Raw genomic sequence first — 3701 nt, forward strand, 5'->3', positions numbered from 1 at the left:
GTTTGTCGTGATGTATGCCCCCAGCCTGCTGGACCCGGCTGCGGAGGAGCTTCGGCTCGCGGACGTGGTCGGCCGCGGCGCCACCGAGGTGGCGCGTGAGGCGCGGACCCTGTTGGGTGAGCGGTTCAGCTCGGTGACGTTTATGTACGTGCTGATGCGGGCGTTCGAGGTGGAGTACGCCGCAGCCCGGGACGCGGCCCGCTGGCACGAGTTCCATGGTGGGCCGCGGGCGTTGTCTGACGCTGACCTGGAGACATTGCTTGCTCCGTGGCTTAATAGGTGACTGTTTCTGACTCGCCGGATTGATACCGGGCAGCCAAGCTACGAGCGGACCGGGCTCCGACTGCGCGACCTGAATCAGTTCACGGCGGCCGCGGCTGGCTTCTGTCGCTATGGCAGTTATCAAGGCTGACCACCAGACGTCACCCGGCGGTGGTCCCTCGTGGAAGTCGTCGACGACGACACCCAGCGTCTCTAAACTGCCCAGTATCCCGTGCTCGGTGGCGTCGGCCGCTCATTCGGTGCTGCAGAAACGATCAAGTGAGGTTTCAATCGACGTCCTTGCTCGAGGATGAACTCGCATAGAGACTCGAGTGGGGTCGGAGTCGCTGCGGGACGAGCTTGGCGTCGGATGCATACTCATCGTCGCTGTTGCCTAGGGGCTTCACGAGTAGACGTTCCGAGTGCAGCAAGTCCGTCGATAATCTCAATCTCGGCCGTGTATATGGATCCGTCTGGTCCTGTTGCGCGAATTTGCGCGTTAGGAGGGCTCAATGTCACAGCTTCAATGCTCAGGTCGTTGGCATCGATTCGGTATCGCCGCGATATCATTGCGACGCCCCAAAACTCAGCTTCTGGGTCGGTTAGCGGCCGTACTACTTCAGAATTTTTTGTGCTGGCAAATGAATGTACGAATTTCTTCAGGGCGTCGTATGCGGCATTCCCGATGACACCGCTGCTTAATGAAGTGAGAGCAAACTCGATGGTATCGGGTACCCAATTTCCGCTACCGTTTACGATGCGAGGAGTCAGCAGGTACTCCCCATTTTCAGGGATCGATTGGCCGAATCCGAAAGTCTCCAGTCCGGCTTCGCGAAGGCGGTCGGCCACACGAATATTCGAAGACTGGTTGGGTGGCATGACTATTAGACATTTCCGATCATGCGTCGCAGATTCATTTGATAGGCCACTCGGGTAGATATCAATGGCAATTGCGGTAATGCGATTGCGTCGATCTCGGCTGAAGTTTGGATTCGTCAGGTGTTCCATGCTTGAGAGTCGTTTGACGGCCGGAATTGTTACATAGCCACGATTCTATCGCGTTATGTCGGCGATATATCGGATTGTTGATCCGGCATCTGTCGGACTCGGCATTTCTCAACGGTCGGTGACGGTGGGTTGGCGCCGACGATCCGAAGCTGGCGGACAAGAAGATGCAGGTGGCGCTCGCGGTCTCCCTGCACGCCAGACGACGAGCTGCGCGACACTCTCGTTGCTATCAACAACCGCTGGTCGATCGACGGGGGCCTGTCGGCTGCCCGATACTACGCGGACACCTCCGGGTGACGAATCTTGATCGAGTACGCCTTTGATCCGGGACATCAACGACCAGCCGTGGCGGGCCGAGCTGTTGGCGCAGCGGCTGCGCCAACACCGGAGGGACAGGTCCTGTGGCAGGACTCCCTACCGGAGTCCTGCCGGCAGACCGTCCGCGACTACGGCAGCAGTCCGGCTTCGTGCAGGCGCAACGCGAGCGTCACCACCCCTCCGGACCCGAGGCCGGCGCCCAGCACGAGCCGAAGCACTCGGTACGCCGTCTCGCGACGGCCCTTATGCTCGACGAACAGGGCGACCAGCGCGGCCAGGGTGCCGACTAGCAGCACGAACATGGCGAAACTGAAGAGGAGAAGCGTGGTCGGAGCCATCTCAGCTGTGCCTCGTTCGGCTTACGATTCGGCAGGGCGCTGATCGTCGCCGTCCGGGTTCTGATCGGCGAGCAACTCCAGTAACTGACGCCGCTGGGCCGGGCTGTAATCCGAATTCACGGCCGCCGCCAGCAGTTCGGGCAATGGTGCCGTGTCGCCAACCGCTGGTAGGTTATCCAACGACGGGCTGGTGGTCAGCTCCTTGTGACGGACCGGATCGAAGTGCTGCCATTCCGGCGCACAGAATGCCTGCGCGGCCTCGTTGTAGTGCACCCGGCAGCGTTGAACTAAATATTGGTGCGCCACATAGTCGGGCAACGGCCCGTATGCAGACACCAGTCGAGTGCCAACGCTGAACCACTCGTAGCCAGCAACTTGGCCCCCTGCATAGACGATGTTCCTGCATCGCACGCCCCGCTTGGTGCGGGCGGTGCACTGCCCGCCGCAGGTGTAGTCGGGAAACACAAACAGCCGTGGCCTTTCATTCTCCATGATCGCCACAGCCATGTTGCCATCGAGCGTGATCTCTGCGTCGCCTCCATGCGGCTCGCTGTTGCCAGCGGCCTCGGGAGTGCTCTCTCGCGAAGCGGCACCTGCATCGTCCTGGGTAAGACGTCGGTGGACACGTGTATAGGACTCGTCGGTTTGGGCGGCGATGTCACGAACAGCCCGCTTCCGGGCTTTGTCCTTGGTCATGATCGATTCCCGTACGGCGGACCCCCACGCAATCCACCGATTGGACTCGATGGTGACCAGGCAACTCCGTGCACGTGAGTCGTGGACCCTTGTCCTCGTCGGTCTCGCGGCGTGGGCGGGAGTACCTCGGAAGCAGGCCGACGTGCTCGGCCGAGGTAACCTTACCGCAGTCGAGCGAACTGCCCTAGAAAGCCACGCCGGGACTGCGTGCAGCAGAAGTCGTCGGGCGAACGTCCGGGGGACGGCATCCTCCACGGCGTTCAGTAGTGGAACCGGTGGCGCACGATCGACGGCACATCGATCTCGACTGCGCCGCCACCTGTCCGCGCCGGAAGTCGTCGCCGGGCCGCTGTACTTCTCGGACAATCCGGCCACCGGTTTCGATATGCCGCCGGCGGCGAGCCACTGTGGCGACGTTGATCCAGCAGGCCTGCGTCAGCCGGATCGACGACCGCCCACCTCGACGTGGTGCGGTTGCTTGCTCAGAGCGGAGCGCGTCTCCAGCGCTCGTTCCCGCGACAGTCTCTGTTCCCGTGCGAGTCGAACGTCTGCCATGATGTATCGCGTGGCCGCCCTTCCATCTCGCGTTCTATGGGTAGCGCTTGCGCTGATGGGCTCAGGTGGTGCGCAGGTGTTGGCGGGAATGGTCAGTTCTCTTGCGTGGCAGTTGTTCTTCCTGCTGACCACGATGTTCACGGCTGGGGCTGCCGTGTTGATAAGTGGCAAAAAAAACAGCAGGCTGTTATTTTCCAACGATCCACGTTGAATGTGGCTAGAAATTCTTGCGTTCAGGTTCTGTGACATTGTCGTAGCGCCTGGCCGCAGGCGACTCCCGTCGAGGCTGTCGCGCAGAGTGTGAGTCGATGACGAACTCAGCGACGTGGGCCACTCGTGCGACTGCTGGTCTCCGCGGTCGGATAGCTACGCCTGCGACGCAGTGATGTGTACCACTATCGAGTCGAGATGGTGGTTGCGACGAGGTGAAACAGGTGTTGTAAATGGGTAGGGATGGGTGAACCACTCGCGAATTTTCGTCGCGTTATATCGGCGATATATCGGATTGTTGATCCGGCGCCTGCT

At 60.9% G+C, this 3701-nt stretch carries 5 protein-coding genes and 1 pseudogene; 3 read left to right on the forward strand and 3 right to left on the reverse strand.

The window, feature by feature from the left end; all coding sequences use genetic code 11:
- Window positions 1–10 precede the first annotated feature (10 nt).
- A complete protein-coding gene (locus C2L58_RS26595) occupies window positions 11–283 on the forward strand; it encodes a hypothetical protein (RefSeq protein ID WP_103340422.1) in 273 nt (90 codons plus the stop codon).
- A gap of 356 nt (window positions 284–639) precedes the next feature.
- On the opposite strand, the gene C2L58_RS48795 is transcribed toward C2L58_RS26595, so the two are convergent.
- Entirely contained in the window at window positions 640–1269 is a 630-nt protein-coding gene (locus C2L58_RS48795; RefSeq protein WP_146073682.1) for a hypothetical protein, read from the reverse strand.
- 43 nt (window positions 1270–1312) lie between these two features.
- On the opposite strand from C2L58_RS48795, the pseudogene C2L58_RS50675 reads away from it, so the two are divergent.
- Window positions 1313–1654: pseudogene (locus C2L58_RS50675) on the forward strand (23S rRNA (adenine(2503)-C(2))-methyltransferase RlmN); the annotation flags it as partial.
- Between the two features lie 61 nt (window positions 1655–1715).
- Here C2L58_RS50675 and C2L58_RS49395 read toward each other — a convergent pair.
- On the reverse strand, window positions 1716–1889 hold the full coding sequence (locus C2L58_RS49395; protein ID WP_158264176.1) for a hypothetical protein: 174 nt from the start codon (window positions 1887–1889) through the stop codon (window positions 1716–1718).
- A gap of 57 nt (window positions 1890–1946) precedes the next feature.
- Complete coding sequence (locus tag C2L58_RS26605) at window positions 1947–2621, reverse strand: hypothetical protein (protein WP_146073683.1); 675 nt, start codon at window positions 2619–2621, stop codon at window positions 1947–1949.
- 565 nt (window positions 2622–3186) lie between these two features.
- Here C2L58_RS26605 and C2L58_RS48800 point away from each other — a divergent pair.
- A complete protein-coding gene (locus C2L58_RS48800; protein WP_146073684.1) occupies window positions 3187–3387 on the forward strand; it encodes a hypothetical protein in 201 nt (66 codons plus the stop codon).
- The last annotated feature ends 314 nt before the right edge of the window (window positions 3388–3701 follow it).

This window comes from Amycolatopsis sp. CA-126428, assembly GCF_002904335.1.
Lineage (GTDB): Bacteria > Actinomycetota > Actinomycetes > Mycobacteriales > Pseudonocardiaceae > Amycolatopsis.